The sequence below is a fragment of the Bifidobacterium longum subsp. longum JCM 1217 genome (assembly GCF_000196555.1).
Taxonomy (GTDB): Bacteria; Actinomycetota; Actinomycetes; order Actinomycetales; family Bifidobacteriaceae; genus Bifidobacterium; species Bifidobacterium longum.
The window spans coordinates 2,129,344-2,151,886 of record NC_015067.1 but is presented as its reverse complement, the minus strand read 5'-3'; the positions used below and the strand labels follow the sequence as shown (position 1 = coordinate 2,151,886).

At 57.3% G+C, this 22,543-nt stretch carries 19 protein-coding genes; 12 read left to right on the top strand and 7 right to left on the bottom strand.

What is annotated here, in order from left to right:
• Nucleotides 1–119 precede the first annotated feature (119 nt).
• The 4 genes from BLLJ_RS09250 to BLLJ_RS09235 all read left to right on the top strand — a co-directional run bounded on the left by BLLJ_RS09250 (nucleotide 120) and on the right by BLLJ_RS09235 (nucleotide 4,979).
• Complete coding sequence (locus BLLJ_RS09250) at nucleotides 120–1,061, top strand: glycosyltransferase family 2 protein (protein WP_080557743.1); 942 nt, start codon at nucleotides 120–122, stop codon at nucleotides 1,059–1,061.
• Between the two features lie 143 nt (nucleotides 1,062–1,204).
• Nucleotides 1,205–2,308: a glycosyltransferase family 4 protein gene (locus BLLJ_RS09245; RefSeq protein ID WP_081347137.1), complete on the top strand. Its 1,104-nt coding sequence runs from the start codon at nucleotides 1,205–1,207 to the stop codon at nucleotides 2,306–2,308.
• On the top strand, nucleotides 2,301–3,296 hold the full coding sequence (locus tag BLLJ_RS09240) for a glycosyltransferase family 2 protein (RefSeq protein ID WP_013582963.1): 996 nt from the start codon (nucleotides 2,301–2,303) through the stop codon (nucleotides 3,294–3,296). Before BLLJ_RS09245 ends, BLLJ_RS09240 begins: the two co-directional genes overlap by 8 nt.
• Before the next feature lie 96 nt (nucleotides 3,297–3,392).
• A complete protein-coding gene (locus BLLJ_RS09235; protein WP_013582962.1) occupies nucleotides 3,393–4,979 on the top strand; it encodes a glycosyltransferase family protein in 1,587 nt (528 codons plus the stop codon).
• Here the strand turns inward: BLLJ_RS09235 and BLLJ_RS11480 are convergent.
• From BLLJ_RS11480 to BLLJ_RS09225, 3 genes are all read right to left on the bottom strand, one after another.
• Nucleotides 4,932–5,567, bottom strand: coding sequence for a hypothetical protein (locus tag BLLJ_RS11480; protein ID WP_013582961.1), 636 nt, complete (start codon nucleotides 5,565–5,567; stop codon nucleotides 4,932–4,934). The genes BLLJ_RS09235 and BLLJ_RS11480 overlap by 48 nt on opposite strands.
• A 32-nt stretch (nucleotides 5,568–5,599) precedes the next feature.
• A complete protein-coding gene (locus BLLJ_RS11475; RefSeq protein WP_231837341.1) occupies nucleotides 5,600–6,121 on the bottom strand; it encodes an acyltransferase family protein in 522 nt (173 codons plus the stop codon).
• Nucleotides 6,122–6,247: 126 nt separating this feature from the next.
• Entirely contained in the window at nucleotides 6,248–7,279 is a 1,032-nt protein-coding gene (locus tag BLLJ_RS09225; RefSeq protein WP_013582960.1) for a glycosyltransferase family 2 protein, read from the bottom strand.
• A gap of 266 nt (nucleotides 7,280–7,545) precedes the next feature.
• On the opposite strand from BLLJ_RS09225, the gene glf reads away from it, so the two are divergent.
• The 4 genes from glf to BLLJ_RS09205 all read left to right on the top strand — a co-directional run bounded on the left by glf (nucleotide 7,546) and on the right by BLLJ_RS09205 (nucleotide 12,934).
• The gene (glf, locus tag BLLJ_RS09220; protein ID WP_013582959.1) at nucleotides 7,546–8,757 is read left to right on the top strand and encodes a UDP-galactopyranose mutase; all 1,212 of its coding nucleotides are present in this window, start codon (nucleotides 7,546–7,548) and stop codon (nucleotides 8,755–8,757) included.
• Between the two features lie 232 nt (nucleotides 8,758–8,989).
• A complete protein-coding gene (locus BLLJ_RS09215; RefSeq protein WP_007057474.1) occupies nucleotides 8,990–10,534 on the top strand; it encodes an RNA-binding domain-containing protein in 1,545 nt (514 codons plus the stop codon).
• Between the two features lie 267 nt (nucleotides 10,535–10,801).
• On the top strand, nucleotides 10,802–12,010 hold the full coding sequence (locus tag BLLJ_RS09210; protein ID WP_013582958.1) for a DUF4854 domain-containing protein: 1,209 nt from the start codon (nucleotides 10,802–10,804) through the stop codon (nucleotides 12,008–12,010).
• Nucleotides 12,011–12,112: 102 nt separating this feature from the next.
• A complete protein-coding gene (locus BLLJ_RS09205) occupies nucleotides 12,113–12,934 on the top strand; it encodes a fumarylacetoacetate hydrolase family protein (protein WP_013582957.1) in 822 nt (273 codons plus the stop codon).
• Nucleotides 12,935–12,991: 57 nt separating this feature from the next.
• Here the strand turns inward: BLLJ_RS09205 and BLLJ_RS11295 are convergent, their stop codons facing one another.
• Together BLLJ_RS11295 and BLLJ_RS09200 are read right to left on the bottom strand one after the other, a co-directional pair.
• Nucleotides 12,992–13,168, bottom strand: a complete 177-nt coding sequence (locus BLLJ_RS11295; protein WP_007053102.1) for a hypothetical protein — start codon at nucleotides 13,166–13,168, stop codon at nucleotides 12,992–12,994.
• Nucleotides 13,165–14,040 (bottom strand): IclR family transcriptional regulator, encoded by an 876-nt coding sequence (locus BLLJ_RS09200; RefSeq protein ID WP_013582956.1) that lies wholly within the window; start codon nucleotides 14,038–14,040, stop codon nucleotides 13,165–13,167. The genes BLLJ_RS11295 and BLLJ_RS09200 overlap by 4 nt, the downstream gene beginning before the upstream one ends.
• A gap of 245 nt (nucleotides 14,041–14,285) precedes the next feature.
• On the opposite strand from BLLJ_RS09200, the gene hutH reads away from it, so the two are divergent.
• The 4 genes from hutH (at nucleotide 14,286) to BLLJ_RS09180 (ending at nucleotide 21,118) form a co-directional block, all read left to right on the top strand.
• Nucleotides 14,286–15,839: a histidine ammonia-lyase gene (gene hutH / locus BLLJ_RS09195; protein ID WP_007053099.1), complete on the top strand. Its 1,554-nt coding sequence runs from the start codon at nucleotides 14,286–14,288 to the stop codon at nucleotides 15,837–15,839.
• Between the two features lie 218 nt (nucleotides 15,840–16,057).
• Nucleotides 16,058–18,727, top strand: coding sequence for an ATP-dependent chaperone ClpB (clpB, locus tag BLLJ_RS09190; protein WP_007057489.1), 2,670 nt, complete (start codon nucleotides 16,058–16,060; stop codon nucleotides 18,725–18,727).
• Nucleotides 18,728–18,873: 146 nt separating this feature from the next.
• On the top strand, nucleotides 18,874–19,983 hold the full coding sequence (locus BLLJ_RS09185; protein ID WP_007056156.1) for a glutamyl-Q tRNA(Asp) synthetase: 1,110 nt from the start codon (nucleotides 18,874–18,876) through the stop codon (nucleotides 19,981–19,983).
• Between the two features lie 25 nt (nucleotides 19,984–20,008).
• On the top strand, nucleotides 20,009–21,118 hold the full coding sequence (locus BLLJ_RS09180) for a glycerophosphodiester phosphodiesterase family protein (protein WP_007054177.1): 1,110 nt from the start codon (nucleotides 20,009–20,011) through the stop codon (nucleotides 21,116–21,118).
• A 195-nt stretch (nucleotides 21,119–21,313) separates the two neighbouring features.
• Here BLLJ_RS09180 and rlmH read toward each other — a convergent pair whose 3' ends face one another.
• Nucleotides 21,314–21,793, bottom strand: coding sequence for a 23S rRNA (pseudouridine(1915)-N(3))-methyltransferase RlmH (gene rlmH / locus BLLJ_RS09175; protein WP_007053094.1), 480 nt, complete (start codon nucleotides 21,791–21,793; stop codon nucleotides 21,314–21,316).
• Nucleotides 21,794–21,840: 47 nt separating this feature from the next.
• Nucleotides 21,841–22,482 carry a uracil phosphoribosyltransferase gene (upp, locus tag BLLJ_RS09170; RefSeq protein ID WP_007053093.1) on the bottom strand — a complete coding sequence of 214 codons (642 nt, stop codon included), beginning with the start codon at nucleotides 22,480–22,482 and terminating at the stop codon, nucleotides 21,841–21,843.
• Between the last annotated feature and the right edge of the window lie 61 nt (nucleotides 22,483–22,543).

The following is a 22,543-nucleotide window of genomic DNA, read 5'->3' as shown; positions in this document are numbered from 1 at the left end:
TGTTGCCCTGCGGCAGCGTAGTATTCGCCGTTTGCCGCACTTGGGGACATGCTACTGTCTTTTCACGACATTCACCGGTGCCAGTCTAGGTGTTGGTTCTGTTAGGATAGCCGTTTGTGATGCCAGAGAAGCCTCAAGCCATGTATCCAAAGGAACCCGGTCCAGTGACCGCTGAGCCGCTCGTATCGGTTGCGGTAATCAACCACAACTACTCGCAGTATGTGTGCGAGGCGATTGACAGCGTCCTGAACCAGACCTACCGCAACATCGAGGTTCTCGTTGTAGATGATGGCTCCACGGACGGGTCGGTGGACCTTATCAGGAACACATATGGAGATTCCGTCGAACTCGTCACCCAGAAGAATATGGGTGTTGTCGCCACGCGCAACAAGGTACTTGGGCTAGCCGAAGGCGATTATCTCATTCAGCTTGATGCGGATGATTATCTTGATGCTGACTATGTACGGAAGGCAGTTAATGCTGCGACCGAAAGTCGAGCTAATATTGTCTACTGTCAGGTCAAGTATTTCGGACGAGTGAATTTCGACTCGTTGTACCCTCAGTACAATCTCGAAAAGTTGAAACATGAAAACTACATCGGTGCGTATGCAATGATTTCCGTACCATATTTGCGTCAATCCGGTGTGAAATATGACTCGTATCTTAACGGTGTTGGATATGAAGATTGGGATTTTGCATTGGGACTATGCCTGACAGGTGCGTCGCCTGTTCTGCTTGATGAGCCGTTGTACTACTACCGGAAACATGAGAATGCCGATTCGCGCAACGATCAACAGGAAGCTGATTTGTTAAAGCTGTTGCTAGTGCGTCATCATATCTGGCAGAAGTATAACGCTCAGTATCCTGATGAATTCCGGTACTTCAGCGCGGAAATCGATTTGCTGCTGAACACTATTCACTCTCTCGAAGAGAAGGAACGGACCGTCCGGGAATCGATTGCTTTCAGGGAATCTGTGTATGCTTCTCTCCAGTGGAAGATAGGTGGTGCTATCCTCGCTCCAGTTCGTTATATGCGTCGTCTGCTAGGGAAGGCGAAATGATGTCAAAAATCGGTGCTTTTGCACAGTATCTCAGGAAGAGTGGTATTCGAGTCACGCTACTTCGCTCGTTGGATTACCTGAACCGTAGGCTGCAACAGCAAGCGGCTTCAGGAAATCTGGTTGCTAAGCGTCCGTTGGATGTTATGACTTCTGCCGAAGATGTCGTGGCGGCGGATTTCGTGGCGCATCCATATCACGCTCCGGTGAAGGTGGAGAAGAGCAAGCTCAATATTGGTTGGGTGCTGTCTCCCATCAGCGTCGGCAGTGGAGGACAACATACCATCGCACGCTTCGCCAAATCCTTGCAGGAACGCGGGCATAACGTTACGTTCTTTATATATGAGAGTATCGCCAAACAGCCGGCCGAATACTCCCACCAGCTGCTCAAGGAGCATTTCGATATCGATGTGACTTGCGTGCCGGTCAAGGACATCAGCAACATCGATCTTGACGTGCTTTTCGCCACGGGATGGGAGACTGCATATCCGGTCTTCAACATGAAGACCAATGCACACAAGATGTATTTTGTGCAGGATTACGAGCCGCTCTTCTACGGTATGGGGTCCAAGTCGGTGCTCGCCGAAAACACGTATAGGTTCGGTTTCTACGGCATCACCGCCGGCCGTTGGCTCACCAAGAAGGTCGGTGAATTCGATATGCCCGCCGACTACTTCGACTTCGGTGCCGACCTCGACATCTACAAGCCGAAAGGTGATGTAACCAAGAAGAAGCAGATTTGCTTCTACGGCCGCCCCGTTACCGAACGCCGGGCTTTCGAGATCGGTGTGCTCGCCTTGGCGAAATTCCACCAGATGCACCCTGACTACAAGATCGTGTTTTTCGGATGGGACGTGTCTGACTACGACATCCCCTTCCCGTACGAGAACCGCGGCATCGTCAACCCCGCGCAGCTCGCCGAAATCTATCATGAGTCCGAGGCGTGTCTCGTGCTCTCTCTCACCAATGCGTCCCTGTTGCCGCTTGAGCTGCTTGCCGCCGGTTGCGTTCCGGTGATGAATGACGGCGACAACAACCGCATGGTCATCGGAGAGAACCCGGACATCGTGTACACGCTCAATTCTCCGATCGAACTTGCCCACGGGCTTGACAAGGTCGTCAACGATTCGGACATCGAAGCGCGCTGCCAACGCATCTCCAAGAGAGCGGAAAGCTCTTCCTGGGATGCCTCCTATGAGAAGTTCGAACGTATCATTCTTAGAGAGGCCACCGTACAGAATCATGACTGACATCAAAGCCACCGTCTTCATTCCCACCTATTACGGCGAGGATAATCTGGATGAGTTGTTCACTGCATTGCATAAGCAGAAGGTGGACTTCGAATACGAGATTCTCGTCATTGACACCAGCTCCAAGGATCGCACGCCCGAGATCATCAGATCCTGGGCGCCGAAATTCCGGCATTTCCGGTACGAAACCATCACCAAACCGGAATTTTCCCACGGCAGGGTGCGTCAGCAGGCTGCGGAGAAGGCGCGTGGCGAATATGTCATCTACCTCACGCAGGATGCCACTCCCGCCCATGATCGTTGGCTGTACGAGATCATTCAGCCGCTGGAGCGTTTCCCACAGGTCGTGGGCGTGATGGGTAAGCAGGATCCGCGTGCCACCGCGCTACCGCTGCTGAAGGAGGAGATCATCCGCACGTTCAAGCAGTTCGGCCCGGACTTCGGTACCACACTGTTCTATGATGATGACTTTATTGACTCGCAACAGCTCTTCGACCTCGTCACGTTCTACTCGGACGTGAACTCGGCCGCGCGCAAATCCGTGCTGTTGTGCGACGTCCCCTATCAGGATATTCCCTATGCCGAGGACCAGAAGTTCGGCGAGGACCTCATCCGGCATGGGTACGTGAAGGCCTATGCCCCTCGTGCAAATGTGTGGCACACCAACGAGATTAAGCTACGTGACTACAGGAAGCGTATGTTCGACGAGATCGTGGGAGTTCGTCGCGTAGGCAAAACCATGGATCCGATTTCCATCGCGTTCGTTGTCAAGCAGGTCGTGCGTGCCTTCACGTTGGGTTCGTTGTTCATCCTGCGTGACCGGCAATATACATGGAAGCGCAAGTTGTATTGGCTTGCTCTCAATCCGTTGTTCGTTATCGAGAAATGGAAAGGCGTTCGTGCCGCCATCGCCGTCAATTTGGAGGACGAACAGGCGATTGCTGCGCAGTCGCTGGAAAGCAGCGAACAGCAGAAGCACGAAAGCTGAGCGGTGAGTATGCTGCAATGCATGGGGTGCGAACTGCATTGCAGCATGCACAGATCAGCATGGGATGAATGAAGAATTCGGATTGATAGGGAAACGATGCGTGACACCATAGATATGGGTTTGGCTCGATTGGGCGTCTATCTGACCTACACAGTATATGCTATCTACAGCGTTATTGCCGTTATGATATTGTTCCTGGTGTCGTTCGGGTACTCATCGCTGGAAAATCCCTATGGATTGCGACCGAAGTATGCCTTGCCTATGCCCGTGTTTTTCGTTGTCGCGTTGCTTTTTGTTGTATTGCTGACATATGCATTGCTGAAGTATTCCTGTAAAGGTGGCAATAGCTACTGCTATGTGCTTCCCCTGTTGAGTGTCGCGGTATTGGTATTCCAAAATGCGGTTATCAGATATACGCCATATGTTGCCAATTGGGATCCTGACACGATATTCAATTATGCTGTAGCCGCCGTAAGGGGAGGGGATTTAGGGGCATTTCAACCGTATTTTGATATGTTCCCCAACAATTATGGGCTGGCTGTCCTGATGCAGTTTCTTGTGCGCGTGAGCTTCGTCCTTAAGCTGGATCCAGCGATGTTTACAGCGTCTGTGGGAGCACTGGGTGTCAACTTGGGATGTCTTATCCTGGCTTTAGGGATAGGCAGTGCTATCGGCAAGGCATGCATAGTCTATGCATCTTGGATTATTGCAACAATATTAGGTTCTCTTTCGTTTTGGATCGGAACACCTTATACGGATACGTTCCTGTTCCCCTTCGTAGCCACCGTCATATCGCTATATCTTATTTATCGGAATTCTGCCGCACCTATTACCTATATTGTGCTTGTGGTAATGGTGTTTTCCGCTTTCGTCGGCAGCTTGTTCAAGCCGACGGTATTGGTTCTTGTAGTTGCGTTAGTCATTGATTGCATACTCCGTTATGCCAGAAGGGAAGGCGTCCTGAAAGACATTCTCTGCATATTCCTTTCGATTCTTGTGTCGGCTACCCTTATCTACGGTGTTGCTTCTCCTCTGTTAAAGAAACACCTTCATGTCAATCCAAATCCAGAAATGGCGTTTTCCTATCATCATTATTTGATGATGGGGGCGAACCCGCAGTCATATGGTGCGTTCAATTTGAACGATGTGAAGATTTCTGCGGGCATTCCAGATAAAACCGATCGTCAAGCGAAAGATCTTGATGTAGCATTACGGCGTTTGCAGGCAATGAACGCTGATTCCGCAATCCATTTTTATGCCGTAAAACTCGTCACTACATATGGTGATGGAACATTTGGCATCGGACATGAGGGTAAGGGATTCCCTGAGGTGCCCAGTGAGAGGAATCTGCCTAATTCGCTGAAAAAGCTGTACTACATGGAAAACAATACGCCTTCCGTTTTTGGGTCACTGCAGCAGCTGCTGTGGATGATTCTGTTGTTGTGCGCCGCTTTACTGCTACCAAGGAAAAATACTGATGATTATGCGGTGTTTCTTCGCCTATCCTTTATCGGATTGACATGCTTCCTGATGCTATTCGAGACTAGGGCGCGCTACCTGTATTCCTTCCTTCCCATTTTTGTTGTCATCTTTGCCGTATCGCTGGACCGTATCGTTCTCCAGATGAATGCAGTGCTAGTCAAGAGAGGAATCGTTCTGTCCGGTGGAATGGGCGACGAATAGTCTGCATCTATTCCACAACCAGTTAAATACTCCGTCTCCCATCGGTATAAGTTGAAACATCATCTTGCGAACAGCCTCAAGGGCCAGTCCTGCTGTGAATACCAGCATGGATATTGCCAGCATAATAACAACCGGGAAGTGTGATTGGTAGTACTTGTCGAAGGCGAACCACTGGGTCCACAGTAAGTCTCGTATGTAACTGTGGTCTGTGATTAGATATACACCTAACGTCCATGAAGCGATCGTGTTGATTATCCGGGAGCGGAACTGCATGCGGGAAAATATGATGAACATACCCAAGCTCAAGCCGAGTATCGGCAGCGACCACTCTCTGTCCATGATGTACATCAGAGCCTGATACTCTCCGGCGTGCTTATCGGTGTATAACAGCTCAAACGAAACGTTCCATGCGAGCAACAGCAGAGTGCAGGCAGTCGCGATAATCAGGGCGGTTTTTGTCGATAGCGGTTGCATATACCAGCGATAGTAGGTGATCAACGTATATACGTAGATGAATCCAATGATGTTCAGGCCGATATTCAACGCCTCGTAGGGAATTAACGATGATGCGCCCCAGACCATGATCATGACAAATGCCAGGATTTTGTGATCATGTTGTCCTATTTTTTAAAACTGAGATTAAGGAACGGTAAGAAAATGAGAAACAGGACGTAGCAGGTTGTGTACCACCATAATTGTGTGACAGTAGGGAATAAAGCGCTGATGATCTGTTGAAGATGTATGGTCCCCGGGTCAAGATGGTATTGCAGGATCAACGCGGTAAGACTCCAGAATACGATAGCGCGTTCCAGTTTCCATATTTTCCTGCAGGATTTCTTCAAACTTTGATTGCCTGAGGAAAGGAACCATGCCGAAGCTATAAAGAACAATGCAATGCCGATTTTTCCCGGAATATACTCAAATAAGGAGAGAATTACTTTTCTGAACGAATTGTCCTGTCCGAGAAAATCGAAACTGTTGTGATTGACCATATGGTGGGCGACGATAAGATACATGGCGATGATACGAAGCAATTCGATACCTGATTGACGAACCGTTCTTCCCGACTTGATATCTGTGCGCACCCCACTACCTCCTCTTCCGACAGATGCGAATGCACTTGACCCAAGGTGCGAATGCACTTGACCCAAGGTGCGACACCCTTTCACTGGTTATCTGGACAATCTCCAATTTAAAGGGTATCGCACTTCCATCTAGACAACGGGCTCTGTTTTATTGGACGAGGAGGACTGTACAGTAAAGAATGTTTATCGCATATTTTTGATTCTGCGGTCGTAGATATACTTCTCAAACAGACGAATGCGCTGGATGACGGCGCACCGTATGCGCTGTGCGCGGGTGAGATTGGCTAGTAGGGTATTAATTTCCTGACGGTCGGTTTCGTACTGCTGCTGGTTTTCTGGAATATGGAAGTTAGGAGATTCCCTCTCGGCTTCCAGTTCGCCGATCAACGTGTAGTAGCTACGCATGGGGAGGACGCCTCGGTCAAGACAGAGACGGAAATTATCTGATGCCGCAGTGATGTGGTCGTGGTGGAACGCGAAGTCACGCTTTTGGTGTGTTACGGATTCCGGGCGCTGAAGCCAGTTGTACAGGTTCACGTCAATATCCGCCACTTTGTTCATACGCACGTACAGGTGTCCTGCGATAGCTGTGTCCTGCGCGTACATGCCTTCCGGGAATCGCACGCCGTCCCATAGTTCGCGCTTGTACAGGCGGCACCAGTTCGCCTCGTTGAAATAGCGGGCCTCCGTGTTGTGGCCAAGCTTGTCGCCGATCAGGCGCAGGCTCTTGCAGAATACGGTCTGGTAGGCGTTCAGCGGATTCGTGAACACGCTCACATGTTCAGGTTCGGCGGCGCCTTCACGGGCTTTCATCGCGACTTCCTCGATTTGGGAGACGCCGAACTGCCTCCAGCGGGCCTTGCTCATGTCCGCGCCGGTCGAAATCAGCGCGTGCAGCAGCAGTTCGATGTTGCGGCGGTCGAGGATGTCGTCGTTGTCGGCGAACGCGATGTAATCGCCGTGCGCCGCATCCAATCCGGCGTTCTGCGCCTTCGCGATGCCACCATTCGTCTGGTGGATAACGCGCACGCGATTGTCTCGCCGCTGGTATTCGTCCAGAATCATCGGGCTGGAATCGGTGGCGCCGTCGTCCACGAGGATGATCTCCAGATGCTCATACGACTGCTGAAGAATCGAGTCCACGCAGTAACGCAGGTATCTCTCGGCGTTGTACACCGGCACGATGATCGAGACAAGCGGCGAAACCTGCGTCATGGCGAATCCTTCTTCACGTGTCTGCGCCCTGCGGTCGTAGCCGGCAGGCCGCCCTGTTTATGCGGACATGAACAGTATGTCACAGGGTAGGCGCACGTCGCGCGTGAACCAAGTAAAGCCGAAACCCAGCCTGCGCAAGCCGGAAGCCCGAAGCCTATAGGAGCCGCTGAATTCGGAATCGCATGTGTACATAGGTGCTTCTCGCTACACTGGTGGACAATGAAACGCGTGTGGAATCGCACATGCCGGTTGAAAGGTTTTGAGTCATGGCAAATGCGGCGGAGAATACGCAGCACGGCCCGTCGGAGGGCGCGCAGTACCCGGATTTGGTCATCGTCGGCGCGGGCCTGTTTGGCCTGACGGTGGCGCAGCAGGCGGTGGAGCACACCGGCGCCCGCGTGCACATCATCGATATCCGTGACCACATCGGCGGCAACGCCTACTCGTATATGGACGAGGAGACCGGCGCGGAGATCCACAAGTACGGCGCGCACTTGTTCCACACCTCCAACAAGCGCGTGTGGGACTACGTGAACCGTTTCACCTCGTTCACGAACTACGTGCACCGCGTGTACGCCACGCATGACGGCGAGGTCTACCCGCTGCCCATCAACCTCGGCACCATCAACCAGTTCTTCCACGCGCATTACACGCCGTCCGAGGCGCAGAAGCTCATCGCAGAGCAGGCGGGCGAGCTGGCCGGCACCGATCCGGCCAACCTGAACGACAAGGGCATTCAGCTCATCGGCCGCCCGCTGTACGAGGCGTTCATCAAGAACTACACCGGCAAGCAGTGGCAGACCGACCCCTCCGAGCTGCCGGCCGACATCATCAAGCGCCTGCCCGTGCGCTTTAACTACGACAACCGCTACTTCAAGGACACGTGGGAGGGCCTGCCCGCCGACGGCTACACCGCGTGGATGGAGAAGATGATCGACGACCCGCGCATCACCGTGGAGCTCGGCGTGGACTTCTTCGACGAGTCCCAGCCGTACAACAAGAAGGCGCTGCAGGCGGCTGGCGTGCCCGTCGTGTACACGGGCCCGGTGGACCGTTACTTCGACTATGAGCTCGGCGACCTCAAGTGGCGCACGGTGGACTTCAAGGAGGTCCGCTACGATGAGGGCGACCACTTCGGCTGCCCGGTGATGAACTTCTCCGACGCGGACGTGCCGTACACGCGCGCCATCGAGTTCAAGAACTTCAACCCGGAGCGCCGCGATGCCCAGAACCCGAACAAGACCGTGGTGTGGGAGGAATACAGCCGTTTCGCCGAACGCGGCGACGAGCCGTACTACCCGGTCAACACGGATGCGGACAAGGCACTGTACGCCCAGTACGAGGCCAAGGCCAAGGCCGAGCCGAACACCGTGTTCGGCGGTCGTCTGGGCACGTACAAGTACTACGACATGCACAACGTGATCGACACCGCCCTGACCGCTTACGAGGAGCAAGTCGCACCGCTACTGAAGAAGTAGACCGTCGTTTCGCCAGAGGATTAACGATTGAGCCTGAAACCGACTGAATATTGCTGAGGCAATAGCCGGTTTCAGGCTTTTGTGTTTTTAACGTTGCAAGTGGGGGGATGACGCTGCTTGAACATGGCTCGGCTTCCCCAGAATGAAAAACTGGCGGAAAGGCGTATAAAGTGGCGGTAGACTGGCGGAAAGGCGTATAAAGTGGCGGTAGACTGGCGGAAAGGCGTATAAAGTGGCGAATTCTGACGTTATTGAGTTGATTTCTCTTGCCAGCCTTTCCGAGTCGGATGTGAGGCTACTTCGAGAAGATAATTGTATTGAGGCGAAAAAGGCCAAAGACAAATTACCAGACAGTCTATGGGATACGTATAGTGCATTTGCCAACTCTGATGGCGGTCTTATTCTTCTTGGTGTTTCAGAGAACTCGCGACGAGAATTGAATGTAACAGGGGTAACGGATGCAGAAAAGCTCAAACGGGATTTTTGGAATACTGTCAATGACCGTTCCAAGGTCAACGCCACAGTACTTTCCGACCAAGATGTTGTGATTCGACATGGATCGTCCGGTGATTTCATCGTGATTCATGTCCCTCGTGCAGGGCGGGAGATCATGCCTATATATGTGGGCGCTGATCCTTTTAGCCGGGAACAGCATAGGGGCACCTTCAGAAGGAATAACGAGGGTGACTACCATTGCGACCGGGATGAAGTCAAAGCAATGTTTCGCGATGGCAGTGACACTCCTCAGGATCTTCGTATCGTGGAAGATTTGGGTAGTGCCGCATTGGATTCAGGCACGATTGCCTCGTACCGTTCTTATTTTCAAAGGATTCGCCCGAACCATCCGTGGCGTAACCTCAATGACGAAGATTTTCTCGTGCGTCTGCAGGCGCTCGCTCGTTCTACCAAAGATAATCAGTTGCATCCAACTATTGCTGGATTGCTGATGTTTGGGCGCGAATATGATATCGTGCGGGAATTCGCAAATTATTTCCTTGACTATCGTGAAGAAATTGGACTCGATCGTTGGGATGATCGCATTACCTCTACTGACGGAATTTGGTCCGGCAACTTATACGATTTTTGGCAGTCAGTATATGGTAGGCTGCGGCAGGCGGTGCCGCGCCCATTCCGTTTGGACGGAGAAGCGCGACGTATGGATGAAAATCCCATGGAAATCACTATTCGCGAGGCGTTAACCAACGCTATCGTTCATGCGGACTATATGGGTAGAAGAGGCACTGTGATTATTAGGCGCCAATCAACCATCGAGTTCACCAATCCTGGGCGGCTCCGTGTTACAAAGGCCGAGGCGGAGCAAGGTGGAATATCTGATGCACGCAATCCTATCCTCATGAAAATGTTTTTTCTCATCGGTATCGGTGAAAAAGCAGGAAGTGGCTTTGATGTGATGCGAGCTGGTTGTGATTCTGTTGGCGCGCCGCATCCACTGCTGGAAGTGCTAACTCGTCCTGATCGCGTAAAACTTGTAGTACGGTACACAAACCTTGGCGGATCTGTTATGACGCCAGCAAATAGCGAGTCCATGAAATCCTGGACTTCCGTGGGACACCTCTCCAAATCGGAATCAGAAGCGCTACAGTATCTTGTGAGTCAAGGCAGCATATCAACTTCCGAATTAGCGGAGCATATGGAATTAGGGGTCTCGCGTGCTCGGGCACTGCTGAAAAGTCTCGTTGAAGACGGCTTTGCGCAATCTCGTGGTCGTGGCCGCGCCACGCGCTACGAGCCAGTCGAGGGGCTGCCCGTCTTCTGACGCAAGAATCGCTCCGCAGAGAGTGGTTTGAACAGCTGGTTTGGAGACCGCGCCAAATGCACAAAGTTTGAGCGTGATTGGTGTTCGTGAAGCAATTATTTGACTGAATTGGTAAAGTGCCACGTCGCGTCGATGACGGGGACAAATTTCCTGGGGTACTTAAGGCTCGCCACGAGGAGTACAGTTGTCTGTAACGCACAATGTGGCGCGTAAGACGAGGGGCGCATCTCGCAAGTGGGGTGCGATGCAGTTGAAGGAGTGCATGTCATGACTGATCCGAATGTCAATCCGAACGGCCAGGTGCCGTGGCAGCAAGCTGACGCCAATCCGACTGAGCCGTTAAATGCGATGACGGCGGAAACGGGAACCGCCGCCAACAATGCTCCAACCCAAGCAATCGCAGCGGGCGAACAGTCCACTCAAGCGTTCACTCCTGTTGAGCAGCCTACACAGGCGTTTACACCTGCCGAGCAGCCCACCCAGCCTTTTGCACCGGCCAATCAGCCGGTACCGCCTACGCAGGCTTTGCCACCAGTGACTCCTGCCGCTGCGCCCGCGCCCGCACCGGCAGCGCCCGCGCCCTATCCGGGGGCGGCTCCGGCAGGCGGATCGGTTCCTCCGGTCTACGGCAGCGTCAGTGCTCCGGTATATCCGGGCGGCGGGGCCGTGCCTCCGCAAACGCCCTATAACCCGTATATGCAAGGCGGCCAACCGAACGGCCAGCCGGGATGGTCTGGTTCTTACGGCAGTGTGCCGCCTGAAGCGAACCAGAAGTACAACGGTCTGGCTATTGCCGGTTTTATCTGCTCGTTCCTTGTCTCACTCCTCGGTCTGATCCTGAGCATCGTGGGCCTCAACCAGATTAAGAAACAGGGCGGCAAGGGCAAGGGCTTGGCCATCGCCGGCATCATCATCAGTGCGGCGGGCATGGTGATACAGGTAATACTGGTCATCGCGCTGATCGTCGGCGGTGCCTCGTATGCCAGCAAGGCTATAGATGAGGCGAAAACCGATTCCTTCTATAGTCAGTCCTCTTCGGGCAACGGTGATAGCAGCGATAAGAGCAAAGCTCAAGATAATCTTGACGATGTGCTGGACGACACGTTGGGCGAAACCCATGACGATCTAACCGACGGCGATTATGGGCTGTACGATTCGATTCAGGATTTCGTCGACTCTTTGGAATTCAAGGACTCCATTGAATCCGAAGCGGATACGTTTGCAGACACCGGCATCACCTTCAACTACCGTGTCGACGGTGACACCTTGGTGTACGAGTACGTGCTCGACGACAGCTACGCCTCGCTAGGCGATACCTTCGCTTCCTCACTGGATGCTATGGACAGCACCTATCAATCCACCGCGAATCTGCTGGGCTCGATGTGCAAGACCTCCAGCGGCAAGGCATCATTGCGCGTCATCATGCACACGCAAAGCGGCCAGTCGCTGTATGACAAAACCTGGACCGAAAAGTAGCAATCCCAGCGAACGTGCGTTTTGGTCGATTGAAGGCCGGTCTGCTTGCTCCTTGGACGGATGCTTCTGCGGAAGGAACCGCCAAGGAGTAGGCTTACAGGCATGAGACTCGCACGTTTTTCTTTGAATGATTCGCCGCGCTACGCCTTCGTACAAAAGGACGAAACGGACGGCAAGGACTACCTCATCGAACTCGACGGTCATCCGCTGGCCGGCGACCAGGTCAAGCCCACCGGCACTCGTTACCCGGTCGACGGCGACGGCATCCGCCTGCTTTCCCCGGTGATCCCCTCCAAGGTTTACGGTCTGGCCAAGAACTACGAGGCCCACGCCCAGTTCATGCACGAGGCCGGCCACTCCGAAATCGCCCACGCGCCGGAGGACATGGTGATCTTCACCAAGCCGTCCACCTCGGTAATCGGCCCCGACGACCCGATTGTGTACCCGGCCTGCTCCAAGGACATGAACTTCGAGCCGGAAGTGGCCGTGGTGATGGGACGCATCGCCAAGAACGTGTCCGTTGAAAACGCGATGGATTACGTGCTCGGCTTCACCTGCGTGAACGACGTGACGTTGCGCGATCTGCAGGGCATCGACCCCACGTGGACGCGAGCCAAGGGCTTCGACACCTCCTGCCCGCTTGGCCCGTGGATCGTGATGCGTGACGACCTCGACTGGAAGGACGCCAAGATTTCCTTCACGCTGAACGGCGAGGATGTGCCGATGGCGTCTGGCACCACCGCGAACCTGATTCACGGCATCCCCGAGCAGATTGCCGCGATTTCGTCGTTCTCCACGCTGCTGCCTGGCGACGTCATCATGACCGGCACCCCGAACGCCTCTGGCCACCTCGACCCAGGCGACGAGACCATCGTGCACGTCGAAGGCATCGGTGATCTGCGCAACGTAATCGTTCGGGCGTGACTCGTTCTGGTTCCCCTCTCTGAGGGGAACCGTCCAGGCGGAGAACAAGAACGCGCCTTACGCTCCCGGCAGAAGTGCGTGCAGGGCGGTCATCACCACCAGGCTGATGATGGCCGTCACTGTCAGCGAGAAGCCGGCGAGCTTGGCGTTGCCGGTCAGCGAATCGGTGAACTTAGTTGAGAAAATCGTGATCGGGGCGAAGGAGCCCAACACGATGATCTCGCGAATCCTCATGTCAAACTGCCGACCGCGCCGAGACGCCGGGACAGTTCCGCGCCGGCAAGCCGCAGCTTGGTCTTAAGAGACCGCTCCTGTTCGGAGCGCAGCGATCCGCTCACGAAAGTGAGAGCCAGCCCGGCGATGGGGAAATCGTTGTAGTCGCGCACAGCGACGGCGTATGAATCGAAGCCGGGCGTCACGTCGCCGTGTTCCTCGGCAAAACCGGTGCGCCGGGTTTCGGCGAGCGTCGCCTCCAGCTCCTTGGGCGATTTGGGGCCGATGCCGGTGCGGTCGGTGAACGCCTGACGATTGGGATATAGCGCGCGGACCTGATTGCGGGGGAGTGCGGACAGAATGGCCCGCCCGGTGGCGGTCAGGTGACTGGGTAGGCGCACGCCCACGCCTGACACTAGCGGCGGGCGATGCGCGGCGCGCTCCTCAATCACATAAATGATTTCGTTGCCGTGCAGCACGGCCAGATGTCCGTTTTCGCCGGTCTCGTCAACAAGACGCGCCAACACCGGATGCGCGACCTGCGATACACGATGTTGGCGAGAATAGGCCGATCCCAGCTCGAAAGTCTTGAGTCCGATGCCGTACGCGCGCTGCTCGGCAAGGCGGGTGACCAGTCCGTGACGCTCCAAAATCTCCAACAATTGGTACACCGTGGAGCGCGGAATGCCGAGTTCGCGAGCGAGCGTGGCGGCTTGCGTCTGACCATTGCTCGCGATGAACTCGAGGATGTCGAGCGTACGGTCGGCCGCCGGAGCCAGCGAGACACGTGGCGCGGATGATGATGTCTGATGTTCCCGTTCTGATGGCTTCACCTGCGCCCGCTTGACGGTACGTGGCTCGGTGAAGGCGTATTGCTGCGAGGCATGGCTCATATTTCCATCACCTTACATGTCTGAGATTTCAGACACAAGATGGACGAAGTGGCTTATGGCGGGCATCCGACTGAGGTGAAATGGCCAAGGTTTGATTACTCGGGGAGCGATTGGTCGCGTTTGCGTCGCCTGCTGTTGGTGGGCAGGTGCGGTGAGCGAATGCGGGCAGTCGCGGATCCCCGGCGAAGCATGTGCCGCATATGCCGTATATGCGGAATGCGGCACGTATATAGAAAGGTATGAGCATGGCAGAGCAGACGGTCACCGTAGGTGTTGGAGCGCTGAGCATCGAGGACGTTATCGCCGTAGCGCGCGGCGGCGCCAAAGTGGCGATTTCGGACGAATCGAAGCATGAGATGGCGCTGAGTCGCGCGGTTATCGATCATTTGGCCGACGACACCGTGCCGCATTACGGCATCTCCACCGGATTCGGCGCGCTCGCCTCCACCTCCATCCCCAAGGAACAGCGCGCGCAGCTGCAGAAAAGTCTGATCCGCTCGCATGCCGCCGGTGCCGGACCGGAAGTGGAGCGTGAGGTGGTGCGCGGCCTGCTGGTGCTGCGCCTGAGCACCCTGTGCACCGGACGCACCGGTGTGCGCCCGGAAACCGCGCAGGTCTACGCCGATATGCTGAACGCCGGCATCACCCCGGTGGTCTACGAATACGGTTCACTCGGATGCTCCGGTGATCTGGCGCCGCTCGCAGCCTGTGCTTTGGTGGCGATGGGTGAAGGCGAGGCCCGCAACGCTGACGGCCTCAAGATCGGCGGCGGCGAAGCGCTGCGTGCGGCCGGCATCACGCCCGTCGATTTGAAAGAGAAGGAAGGACTGGCGCTGGTCAACGGCACCGACGGCATGCTCGGCATGTTGTGTATGGCCATCACCGATCTGCGCCTGCTGCTCAAGACCGCGGATGTCGCCGCCGCGATGAGCGTGGAAGGCATGCTCGGCAACGACCGCGTATTCGCCGCCGACTTGCAGGCGCTGCGCCCGCATCGCGGCCAAGGCGATTCCGCCGCGAACATCGCCCGCATGCTCAAGGACTCTGGTCTGATTGAGGCCGGCCGCCCGGGCTCCACCGTGCGTGTGCAGGACGCCTACTCGCTGCGCTGCACCCCGCAGGTGCACGGCGCCGCCCGCGACACCGTGGAATACGCGGCCTCCGTGGCGGGCGTGGAACTCGCCTCCGCCATCGATAACCCGTGCGTCACGCTGGACGGCCGTGTGGAGTCCAACGGCAACTTCCATGGCGCGCCGCTGGCCTATGTGCTCGATTTCCTGGCGATTCCGACCGCCGACGTAGCCTCTATCTCCGAGCGTCGTACCGACCGCTTCCTTGACGTGGCGCGCAACCGCGGCCTGCCGGCGTTCCTGGCTGGTGACCCGGGCGTGGACTCCGGTTTCATGATCGCCCAATACACCGCTGCCGGCATCGTCTCCGAAATGAAGCGTAACGCCGTGCCTGCCTCGGTCGATTCGATTCCAAGCTCCGCCATGCAGGAAGATCACGTGTCGATGGGTTGGGCCGCCGCCCGCAAGCTGCGCCGGTCGATTCCGGCCTTTGCGCGCGTGCTGGCCGTGGAACTGCTGTGCTCCTGCCGCTCCTTCGACTTCCGCAAGCCGTACCGTCCGGGTGCGGCGGGCGCCGCCGTATACCGCGTGGTGCGCCAGTACGCCAACGAAATCGGCCCCGACGTACGCGATACCTGGACCACCCCGCAGATTGAGGGCGTGGCCGAGGCGATTCTCTCCGGCGAAGTCCTCGCCGCCGCCGAATCCGCCGTCGGCGCACTGAAGTAGCGGCTGCCCAAGCTTCCTCATCAGAGGGGGCTACTAGTCACCCTCCCCACCAAAATCCAAAACTTGAGTCATATGCACTCAAGTTTTGGGAATAGAATGGGTTCCAGGTCGGTTGACCATATCAGACAACGACAAGCTGCGGTCTGTCGCAACGCTCGCAGGGCTTTCGAAGCCCGCGAGCCGCACTGCGCAGACCGCATGATATGGAGGAATACGATATGGAACAGAAGTTCACCACTATGGCCCAAGAAGCCGTCGGCGACGCGATTCAGAGTGCGTCCGCCGCAGGAAACGCGCAGGTCGAGACCCTGCACGTCATGGATGCGCTGCTGCGCCAGGAAAACGGCGTGGCGCGCTCTCTGATCGAGGCCGCGGGCGGGGACCCGCAGGCCATCGGCGCGGCGGTGCGCAACGCTTTGGTCGCGCTGCCGAGCGCATCCGGATCCAGCACCTCGCAGCCACAGGCCAGCCGCCAGCTGACCGCCGCCATCGCCCAGGCTGAGAAGGAAATGCAGCAGATGGGCGACGAATACGTCTCCACCGAACATCTGCTTATCGGCATCGCGGCCAGCAAGCCGAACCAGTCGGCCGAAATCTTGGAGAAGAACGGCGTCACCGCAGCCTCCCTGCGCAAGGCCGTACCCGGCGTGCGTGGTGGCGCGAAGGTCACCAGCCCGGACGCGGAAGGCTCGTACAAGGCCCTAGAGAAGTACTCCACCGACCTGACGGCCGCCGCCAAGGAAGGCAAGCTGGACCCGGTCATCGGACGTGACCAGGAAATCCGCCGCGTGATTCAGATCCTCTCCCGTCGTACCAAGAACAACCCGGTGCTGATTGGCGAGCCCGGCGTCGGCAAGACCGCCGTCGTGGAGGGTTTGGCCCAGCGTATCGTGGCGGGCGACGTGCCCACCACCCTGCAAGGCAAGAAGCTCATCTCCCTTGACTTGGGCTCCATGGTGGCCGGTTCGAAGTACCGTGGCGAGTTCGAGGAGCGCCTGAAGAGCGTCCTGAACGAAATCAAGAATGCGGATGGTCAGATCATCACCTTCATCGATGAGATCCACACCATCGTCGGCGCGGGTGCGGCCGAAGGCTCGATGGATGCCGGCAATATGTTGAAGCCCATGCTGGCCCGTGGCGAGCTGCGCCTGATCGGCGCGACCACGCTGGACGAGTACCGCGAGAACATCGAGAAGGATCCGGCGCTGGAGCGTCGTTTCCAGCAGGTGTTCGTGGGTGAGCCGAGCGTGGAAGACACCATCGCCATTCTGCGTGGTCTGAAGCAGCGTTACGAGGCGCACCATAAGGTAACGATCGGCGACGACGCGCTGGTTGCCGCCGCGACCCTCTCGAACCGTTACATTTCGGGTCGTCAGCTGCCGGACAAGGCCATCGATCTGGTCGATGAGGCGGCCGCTCACCTGCGTATGGAGCTCGACTCCTCGCCTGAGGAGATCGATGAGCTGCAGCGCAAGGTGACCCGTCTTGAAATGGAGGAAATGCAGCTCAAGAAGGCCGAGGATCCTGCGTCCAAGGAGCGTCTGGGCAAGCTGCAAGCCGAACTTGCGGACACCCGTGAGAAGCTCAGCGGTCTCAAGGCGCGTTGGGATGCGGAACAGGCTGGCCACAACAAGGTCGGCGACCTGCGTGCCAAGCTCGACGACCTGCGCGTGCAGGCGGATAAGTATACCCGTGAAGGCAACTTGGCGGAGGCCTCGAAGATTCTGTACGGCGAGATTCCGTCCATTCAGAAGGAGCTTGCCGCCGCGGAGAGCGCGGATGCCGAATCTGCCGATGCCAGCGCGGCCAACCCGGCCGATGAGCCGATGGTCCCGGACCGTGTGGACGCCGACTCGGTGGCTGAGATCGTCTCCGACTGGACCGGCATTCCCGTCGGCCGCCTGATGCAGGGCGAAAACGAGAAGCTGCTGCACATGGAGGACTACCTCGGCAAGCGTGTGATCGGCCAGAAGGAAGCCATCGCCGCCGTGTCCGACGCGGTGCGCCGTTCGCGTGCCGGCATCTCCGACCCGAACCGTCCGACCGGATCGTTCCTGTTCCTCGGCCCCACCGGTGTGGGCAAGACCGAACTGGCCAAGGCGCTCGCCGACTTCCTGTTCGACGACGAGAAGGCCATGGTCCGCATCGACATGTCCGAATACATGGAGAAGGCTTCGGTCTCGCGCCTGATTGGCGCGGCGCCGGGCTACGTGGGCTACGAGCAGGGCGGCCAGCTGACCGAGGCCGTGCGCCGTCGCCCGTATTCCGTGGTGCTGTTCGACGAGGTCGAGAAGGCCAACCCGGAGATCTTCGACGTGCTGCTGCAGGTACTTGACGATGGTCGCCTGACCGATGGCCAGGGAAGGACCGTGGACTTCAAGAACACGATCCTGATTATGACCTCTAACCTCGGCTCGCAGTTCCTCGTGAACGAGGACATGGACGCCGACGCCAAGAAAAAGGCCGTGATGGACGCTGTCCACATGAACTTCAAGCCGGAGTTCCTGAACCGTCTGGACGACATCGTCATGTTCCACCCGCTTACGCGCGAGGAGCTTGGCGGCATCGTGGATATCCAGGTGGCTGGCGTGTCCCAGCGTCTGACCGATCGCCGCATCACGCTGGACGTCACCGACTCGGCTCGCGAATGGCTGGCCAACACCGGTTACGACCCGGCTTATGGCGCTCGTCCGCTGCGCCGCCTGGTACAGACCGAAGTGGGCGACCAGCTGGCCCGTATGCTGCTGGCCGGCAAGGTCCACGACGGTGACACCGTGCTCGTCGACCAGACCGGCGGCGAACATCTGGAGCTCTCCGCTTGGGCGAGCGACCAGATTGTCTCCGACAATCCGGACGTGAGCGTGGACAACGTCACCGAAGACAAGTGACAATCACTGGCTCCCCTCTCTGAGCAAAGCTGTCAGCGAAGCTGACTGAGGGGAGTTCGGGCTGGCGAGCTTCACTATATTGGCTCTCCTCTGAGGAGGAGAGCCTTTTCGCTACCATGGTGCTGAACTTCATACGAGGAGGGCCAGTGACTGGACGATTCGCGCCGACGCCGTCGGGGCGCATGCATATCGGCAACGTGTACGCCATGTTGGGTGCATGGCTTTCGGCCCGCTCGCGTGGCGACCGCATGCTGATGCGTATCGAGGACGTGGACAAGCCGCGTGTGGTCGCCGGTGCGGACCAGCTCATGATGGATGACCTGCATTGGCTCGGCCTCGACTGGGATGGCGAACCGATGTTCCAATCCCAGCGCACTGAACGATACGAATACGCTCTCGAATGCCTGCGCTCGCAAGGTGTGCTGTACCCCTGTTTCTGCTCGCGTGCCGACATTCGCGCCGCCTCGGCCCCCAACGAGGGCGACGGCTTCATGGTGTACCCCGGCACGTGCCGCCGCCTGCTGCACGACCATCCCGACGAGGTCCGTGCCCGTTTGGTTCGCGGCGACCAGCATTCCATCCGTATCGCCATGCCGGAATCGGCAGCGGGAGAAAAGCAACGTACAGTGCCTGACGATTCCGCTGCGCTGTCGGGAGCCGTGCCGCCGGAACAGCAGGGCGATGCCGGAATCGTTGATGGTGTCGCATGCTTTAACGACCGTGTCTATAGTCCACAGCACTACGATTTGGCCCGCGAGGTAGGCGATTCCGTGATTCGCCGAGCCGATGGACTGTTCGGCTATCAACTGGTCGTGGTCGTGGATGACCTCGATATGGGTGTTGATGATATCGTGCGCGGCCGTGATCTGCTGCGCTCCACCGCGCTGCAAATGTGGATTCGCCAGTGTCTGTTGGCTGGCGGCTTTGAGCCGGAATGCGGCAACACGGAAAAGCCTCTCGCCGAGCACCCCGAGTATGCGCACCTGCCGCTTATCGACAATGCGGCCGGCCGGCGTTTAGCCAAGCGCGAACGTTCGCTGGATATGGGAGCCTTGCGCGCCCGCAACGTAACCCCCGAGCAAATCATCGGATACTGCGCCTGGCTGCTGCGTCTGCAACCCACTCCAATTCCTTGCAAACCCGCCGATCTGCTGGCAGATTTCAGCTGGGAGCCACTGCGCGCCAACCACCTGGACCGCGCGCTGAAACCGGATGATCCAACCACTCCACAATGGCTGGCAGAAGCGTTAGGCTAGAGGCAGCCCAACAGGAAGGATTCCAATGTCGTCGAAGCTCTGGAGAAACGTGGCGCTGGCAGGCGTGGCCGCCGCCGGTGCTGCCGTGTGGGCCGTGGCCCCGCGCACGTTCAATGACAAGCGTCGTAATTTCGTGCCCTCCATTCCGGAGGTATGGTATGCCCATCGTGGCTTGCATGATGCGGGTTCTGGTTTGGTCGGCTATACCGATATCGCTGATTATGGTGGGGATAATCCGGTTAGCGCCCAAGCCGATACCACTGAGCGATCCATCGCCGAAAACGATGATTATGTGTCGCTTGCCCGTCGCATGGCTGTCAAGGCCGGCTACGGCAGTGCGGATATGACCGGTCCGATTGCTCCCGAAAACTCGCTGGCCGCGTTCGCCGCCGCCTGCGAGGCTGGCTATGGCATCGAACTCGACGTGCAGCTTACGCTCGACGGCCAAGTGGTCGTGGTCCATGACGCCGATTTGTTGCGCGTGGCCGGCGATCCGCGCCGCATCGAAGACCTGACTTACGACGAACTCGCCCGTATTCCGCTCTTCCCGAACGGCGAGTCAGGCGATTTGAAGGCCGAACCGTTGCCGGGTGCCGACGCGAACCCGCCGCTGGTGGTCACGCCGTCCGCCGCGCCGAAGGGGTACTACCAGCATGTGCCGCTGTTCTCCGATGTGCTGGACGTGGTGGCCGGCCGGGCTCCGCTGATTGTGGAATACAAGTTCAGCAACAACAGGGCTTGGGATGAGCGTAGCGAAGAGCTCATGGAAAAGGGCCACGCCTTGCTTGAGGCGTATGACGGCCCGTACGTGATCGAATCCTTCCACCCGGGCGCGGTGAATTGGTACAAGGAGCATCACCCTGAGGTGTGCCGCGGTCAGCTGAGCTGGCCGGCGAAGCTGAGCAAGAATGGTGCGGCTGAATGGGCCGCCGGCTTACTGGCGTTCGACTGGCTGTCTCGTCCTGATTTCGTGGCTTATGACTGGACTGGTGGCGCTTCGCCGCAAGTCAAGCTCGCTCGTTCGATGGGTGCGATGCCGGTTTCATGGACCGTGCGCAGCAGCGATGAACTCGCCCAGTGCGCCCCCTACTTCGACCGCCACATCTTCGAAGCGTTCGTCCCCGACGCAGTGTGAGGTTGAGGGCGTTATTGATGCGCCCATGGGGTGGTTACAGGCTCATCGGGCGGTAACTTGCCCATGGGGCGGTTTGAAGAATATGTGAAACCGCGGAATTAAGCCATTTTGGCATACCGCCCCATGAGGATTTTGCCGCCTCATGGGGCAATTACCGCCCCATGGGGGATTTCCCGCCCCATGAGGTATGGCGTTTTACTTGTGATACGGCTCGCCAGCGTTGATTTTATAAGCGCGATAGATCTGCTCCAGCAGAATCACGCGCATAAGCTGATGCGGGAACGTCATCTTCGAGAAACTCAGCAGAAAATCAGCACGACGCAGAATCGCGTCGTCAAGGCCGATTGAACCGCCGATGACCAGCTGAATATGGCTGGTGCCACGCAATCCAAGGTCGTTGATTTTGGCGGCCAATTCTTCACTGGACAGCTGCTTGCCATTGATGGCAAGGGCAATAACAAACGCGCCGTCCTTCAGATGCTTGGCGATGCGTTCGCCTTCTCTGGCCTTGATCTGTCGGTCAACGCCTTCGGAGGCATGGTCAGGCGTTTTCTCATCTGCCACTTCAATGATGTTGAGCTTGCAGTAGCGCGAAAGTCGCTTGGAATACTCGTCAATGGCGTCGCGAAGGTAACGCTCCTTCACGCGCCCCGGCGCAATAATGTCGATTTGCATAGATGTTCCGTTATGTTGGCTCCCCTCGGGGAGGGGAGCCAGGGAAATCAGTCAATTACGCCATAGAGACGGTCACCGGCGTCGCCGAGTCCCGGCACGATGTAGCACTTGTCGTTAAGACGTTCGTCGACCGCGCACACCACGACCTTGAAGTCGATGGACGGGTCGATGTGCTCCTCGACGTACTTGATGCCTTCGGGGGCCGCGATGATGTTGATCGCGGTCACGTCCTTGGCGCCGCGCTCGGCCAGGTAGTGCGTGGCGGCGACCAGCGTTCCGCCGGTGGCGAGCATCGGGTCGATGAGGAAGCACTGGCGGCCGGACAGGTCCTCGGGCAGACGGTTCGCGTACGTCACCTGCTGGGTGGGGTGCTCCTCGTCGCGCTTCATGCCCAGGAAGCCGACTTCAGCAGTCGGAATCAGGCGGGTCATGCCGTCGAGCATGCCCAAGCCAGCGCGCAGCACCGGCACGATGATCGGGCGCGGGGAGGCGAGCTTCTTGCCGGTCATCGGGGCGACCGGCGTCTCGATCGGCGCGGCCACCACGGACAGGTTGCGGGTGGCCTCGTAGGCCTCAAGCATCACGAGTTCGGAGACGAGCTCGCGGAAGGTGGAGGAGGGGGTGTTCTTGTCGCGCAGCACGGTGAGCTTGTGCTCGACCAGCGGATGATTCAAAACATGGAGTTCCATGATTCCCAGCCTAGTCCAAGTTTGCCGACCTGCCGAATTGGTAATGGCGCGGCTTGCTTAT